Genomic DNA, 5,132 nt, shown 5'->3' on the forward strand with positions numbered 1-5,132 from the left:
GGTACGCCCGCCGAGCAAACCGCACAGTCAACGGGTGCAGGCACCGCCTGCCGCCCCCCGCGCAGGGGTCTTCGACCCTGTCATCTTGCGAGCCGCTCGTTGGCGGCTCGTCAGGTCACGAGGTGCCCCTCGCCGTCAGGTTTCGCCGGCTTCTTCGGTGACGTCGGTCTCGTAGAACTGGCCTTTGGGGAAGAGGCGCACGTGGCGGAAGATCACCCACACGGAGTCGCCCTGGCGCAAGGCGAGCTCGGCCAGGCGCACGCGGGAGAGCTCGGCATCGAAGGCCTCGCCGGTGTCGAGTCGGCGCAGCGAGACGCGGCCGGTGTTTCCCGCTGCAAAGACGTGCAGCACCTTCACCGGGAGCGCGTGGGTGCTGGTCTTCTCGCGGCGGATATCCACGTCGTGTGGCCGCACGTAGAGCATGTCGGCCTCGCCGAGGCTGGCCGCCCTTGAGGCGCTCGCCGCGCGCGCGGCCTGGGCCGAGGCCGCCGTGAGCTGGTTTACGTTGCCCAGAAACTCGATTACGAAGGGCGAGGCCGGATGGTCGTAGACCTCTTGCGGCGCGCCCACCTGCTCGATCCGCGCATTGTTCATGACGACGACCTCGTCGGCGATTTCCAGCGCTTCCTCCTGGTCGTGCGTCACGAAGAGTGTGGTCAAGTTAACCTCTTCGTGAAACTGGCGCAGCCAGCGGCGCAGCTCCTTGCGCACCTTGGCGTCGAGCGCGCCGAAGGGCTCGTCGAGCAGCAGCACCTTGGGCTCGATGGCGAGTGCGCGCGCCAGTGCCACGCGCTGGCGCTGGCCGCCGGAGAGCTGCGTGGGCAGCCGCTGGCCCAGCCCGTCGAGCTGCACGAGGCTCAGCAGCCGGTTAACGCGCTCGGCGATCTCGGCGCGCGAGGGCCGCTCGCGCCTGCCGCGCACCGTGAGCCCGAAGGCGATGTTTTCGAAAACCGTCAGGTGCCGGAACAGCGCGTAGTGCTGAAACACAAAGCCGATCCCGCGCTGGCCGGGGCCGAGCGCGCTCACGTCCTCGCCGTCGAGCCGCACCGCGCCGCTGCCCGCATCGGCAAAGTCCAGCCCGGCGATGATCCGCAGCAGTGTGGTCTTTCCCGAGCCCGAGGGCCCGAGCAGCGCGGTGAGCTGGCCCGGCTTTACGGAGAGCGAGACGTCGTCGAGCGCGGTGTAGGCGCCGAAGGTTTTGCGCAGGTGGGAGACTTCGATACTCATGAGGCGGAAGGTGTTTTTCGGGAGCGGGGTCTTCGACCCGTTTTTCTGGCGAGCCGCGCGTTAGCGGCCCGTAGGCTATGCGGGGTACGCGGCAATCGCGCTGGCGGAGCGGGCGCGGCGGCGCCTGCGTACGTGCGGGCAGAGGGCGAGCGAAAGAGAGGGTGGGGAGTTGGGTGTGCGCATTAATGGGCGGCGCGGCTGCTGCGCGCGTGTTGCCACTCGACGAGGCTCTTGAGCAGCAGGGAGAGCAGCGCCAGCAGCGTCAGCAGCGAGGCCACCGCAAAGGAGGCCTGGAGGTTGTATTCGTTGTAGAGGATTTCCACGTGCAGCGGCATCGTATTGGTCACCCCGCGGATGTGGCCGGAGACGACGGACACCGCGCCAAACTCGCCCATCGCGCGCGCGTTGCACAGGATCACGCCGTAGAGCAGCCCCCAGCGGATGTTGGGCAGCGTGACGCGGCGGAAGATTTGCCAGCCGCTAGCGCCGAGCGTAAGTGCCGCGAGCTCCTCATCCGTGCCCTGCGCTTGCATGAGCGGGATAAGCTCCCGCGCGACGAAGGGCACCGTCACAAAAATCGTCGCCAGCACGATCCCCGGCACCGCGAAGATGATCTGGATGTCGTGCGCGTCGAGCCACGGGCCGATCCACCCGTGGAGCCCAAACATCAGCACGTAGATCAGCCCCGCAATCACCGGCGAAATCGCAAAGGGCAGGTCGATGAAGGTGATCAGCAGGCTTTTGCCGCGAAACTCGAACTTCGTGACCGCCCATGCTGTCGCCACGCCAAACACGAGGTTGAGCGGCACGGCGATCCCCGCCGCAGTGAGCGTAAGCTTGATCGCGGCAAGCGCGTCCGGATCGGCGAAGCTCGCGAAGTACGCGCTCACGCCATCGGCAAAGGCTTCGCCAAATACCACCACCAACGGCAGCACCAGAAACAGGCCGATGAACCCAAAGGTCAGCGTGAGCAGCAGGGCGCGCAGCCAGCGCGGGTCGCCCAAGGCCGGACGCACGGGCGGGGTCGGCGCCGGTACGGAGCGGATACGGGAAGCAGGAGCAGCAGCCATGTTCGGTTAGGGTTTATTTGTGCGGCGGAAGCAGGTGGGTAGCGGCGTAGGAAGAGTCGGCGGCAGGCGGGAGGGCGGGAGGGCGCGCGCTCAGCGGCCCTGTCGGCGCGACCACAGTTGCAGGCAGTTGATGAGCAGCAGCAGCGCGAAGGACACCAGCAGCATGGCCACCGCCAGCGCGGTCGCGCCCGCGTAGTCGTATTGCTCCAGCTTGGTGATGATCAGCAGCGGCGTGATCTCGGTCTTCATCGGCATGTTTCCGGCGATAAAGACCACCGAGCCGTACTCGCCCACCGCGCGCGCAAAGGCCAGGGCGAAGCCCGTGAGAATCGACGGGCGCAGCGCGGGCAGCACCACGCGCCACAGCGTTTGCAGCCGCGAGGCGCCGAGGCTCGCCGCCGCCTCCTCCAGCTCCGGCTCCAGCTCCTCCAGTACCGGCTGCACCGTGCGGATCACAAACGGCAGCCCGATAAAGGTGAGCGCCACCCAGACTCCCGTCGCCGTGTAGGCGACCTTGATCCCCTCCGCGCCGATCTTGGCGAGCGGGGCGCCGAGCCAGCCGTTGGGCGCATAAAGCGCGGTGAGTGCGATCCCCGCGACGGCCGTCGGCAGCGCAAACGGCAAATCCACCAGCGCATCGACCAGCCGCCGCCCGGGGAACGAATAGCGCACCAGCACCCAGGCCGCCACGACGCCAAACACCACGTTGGCCGCCGCCGCGAGCAGCGACACGCCAAAGGTCAGCCGGTACGAGGCCACCACGCGCGGCGAGCTCACCGCTGCCCACCAATCCGCCGCACTCAGATCCATCGAGCGGATAAACGTCGCCGAAAGCGGGATCAGCACGACCAGCCCGAGGTACGCCAGCGCAAAGCCCAGCGTAAGCCCAAAGCCCGGGATGATCCGGCGCGTAGTGATAGCGGGCGCTGCGGTACTCATAATCAGACAAATCAGACGGCGAATTGCGTAGGAAAAGGAGGGAGGCGCGGGAGGGAGGAGAGAAAAGCGGGAGGCTCGGGAGGGGGGCAGAAATCGGGGAAGCTGGGAAGCCGGAAGAGGCGGGAGGGGCTCAGGCTACCGCCGCTCGCGCGGCGGCTTCGACCCTTTTTATCCAGCACAGTCTTCGCCCCATTTCTTTGGCGCGGTCTTCGACCGACTTATCTGGCGGGCTGCTCGTTGGCAGCCCGTCGGTCCACCCAAATCGGGTGGGGCCGGGACACGCGGCCAGGCGGGGGGGCGAGCCGCGTGCCAGATGAAGGAGTCGAAGACTCCGCCAGATAAAAGAACCTGCGACGCCCATTAGGGGGCATAGATCTGGTCAAAGATGCCGCCATCGGCGAAGTGCGTTTTCTGCGCGTTCGTCCAGCCGCCAAACTCCTCGTCCACCGTCACGCGCTTCAAGTCGGGGAAGCGCGCCGTATCTGCCCCATCGGCAAACTCCGGGTAGAGCGGGCGGTAGTAGTTCTTGGCGGCGATCCGCTGGCCTTCGGGCGAGTACAGGTATTCGAGGTAGGCTTGGGCGACCTCCAGAGTCTTCTTTCGCTTCGCGTTGCCCTCGACCAGCGCGACGGGCGGCTGCGCGAGCACGCTGATCGACGGGACGACGATCTCAAACTCGCCCTCGCCGCGCTCCTTGAGCGCGAGAAACGCCTCGTTTTCCCACGACAAAAACACGTCGCCGATCCCGCGCTGGGTAAAGGTGATCGTCGAACCGCGCGCACCGCTATCGAGCACGGGCACGTTTTTGTAGAGCTTGGTCACGAAGTCGCGCGCCGCCTCATCGCCGCCGTAGCGGTGCTTCGCGTAAGCCCAGGCCGCGAGGTAGCTCCAGCGCGCCGCGCCGCTCGTTTTCGGGTTGGCGGTGATGACCGAGACTCCGGGTTTTACCAAGTCGTCCCAGTCCTTGACCCCGAGCGGATTTCCCTTTCGCACCAGAAACACAATCGTCGAGGTGTAGGGCGTACTGCTCGCCGGAAGCCGCTCCTGCCAATCCGCAGGGATGCGCCCCGTGCGCTCGGCAATCGCATCGATGTCGGCCGAGAGCGCCAGCGTGACGACGTCCGCCGAGAGCCCGTCGATCACCGAGCGCGCCTGCTTCGACGAACCGCCGTGCGACTGCTGCACCGTGACGGTATCGCCAGTCTTCGCCTTCCAGTGCGCGGCGAAGGCCTTGTTAAACTCGACGTAGAGCTCGCGCGTCGGGTCGTAGGATACGTTGAGCAGCCGGACGTTTTTGGCCGGTGCGAGAGTCGCCGCGCTGAGCGCGACGAGTGTAGCAAAAATACGAAATTTCATGAGCTGACTGGATGGAGAGTTTTCTTTGATTTGTGGGGTGAAACGGAGGGGGACGGGGAAGCTCAGGCGGCCGTTCATTCATTCGACCAGCCCGGGCGCAGGAGGCACAGCCCCTTTTTTTGGGCCAAACCTCGAAGGACTAGCGCGCCAAAGCGCATCCCTCCAATTTCCTTGGGTCGGGGCAGCAGTCGCTGCCGCCGCCCCGCGCGTAAACAAAAGTGAACCGCGACCTAAAAGAGGCCGCGCCTCCAACATCGCGCCCCGGCCCGCTTCGCCCGGGCCACCGCCCCGGAGGAGCGCCGCTCAGCCGCCCGAAGCGGGCGCGCGGCGCACAGCGATATTAATTCATTACTAATGTAGTGCAGTATAGACACGCCGCGCACCCTAGAACCCCAATCCCCTTGGGCAACCCAAATCTATGTCATATCGTTTTCCACTACGCGTGGCGCGGGAGGGCAGCCCTACGCGGGCGGCGGGGGACGGTGTCCCCTGCCATTTACTGTGCGGCTTGCGGGTTGTGCGTTCCGCACAACCCGCAAG

4 protein-coding genes are annotated in these 5,132 nt (G+C 66.3%); all 4 read right to left on the bottom strand.

Annotation, left to right across the window (positions count from 1 at the left end):
- Nucleotides 1-135 precede the first annotated feature (135 nt).
- The 4 genes from AXK11_RS00005 to AXK11_RS00020 all read right to left on the bottom strand — a co-directional run bounded on the left by AXK11_RS00005 (nucleotide 136) and on the right by AXK11_RS00020 (nucleotide 4,592).
- A complete protein-coding gene (locus AXK11_RS00005) occupies nucleotides 136-1,227 on the bottom strand; it encodes a sulfate/molybdate ABC transporter ATP-binding protein (protein WP_068628093.1) in 1,092 nt (363 codons plus the stop codon).
- Between the two features lie 182 nt (nucleotides 1,228-1,409).
- Nucleotides 1,410-2,297 (bottom strand): sulfate ABC transporter permease subunit CysW, encoded by an 888-nt coding sequence (gene cysW / locus AXK11_RS00010; RefSeq protein ID WP_068628094.1) that lies wholly within the window; start codon nucleotides 2,295-2,297, stop codon nucleotides 1,410-1,412.
- 90 nt (nucleotides 2,298-2,387) lie between these two features.
- Nucleotides 2,388-3,236: a sulfate ABC transporter permease subunit CysT gene (gene cysT / locus AXK11_RS00015; protein ID WP_068628097.1), complete on the bottom strand. Its 849-nt coding sequence runs from the start codon at nucleotides 3,234-3,236 to the stop codon at nucleotides 2,388-2,390.
- 360 nt (nucleotides 3,237-3,596) lie between these two features.
- The gene (locus AXK11_RS00020; RefSeq protein ID WP_068628098.1) at nucleotides 3,597-4,592 is read right to left on the bottom strand and encodes a sulfate ABC transporter substrate-binding protein; all 996 of its coding nucleotides are present in this window, start codon (nucleotides 4,590-4,592) and stop codon (nucleotides 3,597-3,599) included.
- Between the last annotated feature and the right edge of the window lie 540 nt (nucleotides 4,593-5,132).

The sequence above is a fragment of the Cephaloticoccus primus genome (assembly GCF_001580015.1).
GTDB classification, from domain to species: Bacteria; Verrucomicrobiota; Verrucomicrobiia; order Opitutales; family Opitutaceae; genus Cephaloticoccus; species Cephaloticoccus primus.

Coding starts and splice junctions, on each gene's coding strand:
- cysT (WP_068628097.1), bottom strand. CDS start 3,236: ATGAGTACCGCAGCGCCCGCTATCACTACGCGCCGGATCATCCCGGGC.
- AXK11_RS00020 (WP_068628098.1), bottom strand. CDS start 4,592: ATGAAATTTCGTATTTTTGCTACACTCGTCGCGCTCAGCGCGGCGACT.
- AXK11_RS00005 (WP_068628093.1), bottom strand. CDS start 1,227: ATGAGTATCGAAGTCTCCCACCTGCGCAAAACCTTCGGCGCCTACACC.
- cysW (WP_068628094.1), bottom strand. CDS start 2,297: ATGGCTGCTGCTCCTGCTTCCCGTATCCGCTCCGTACCGGCGCCGACC.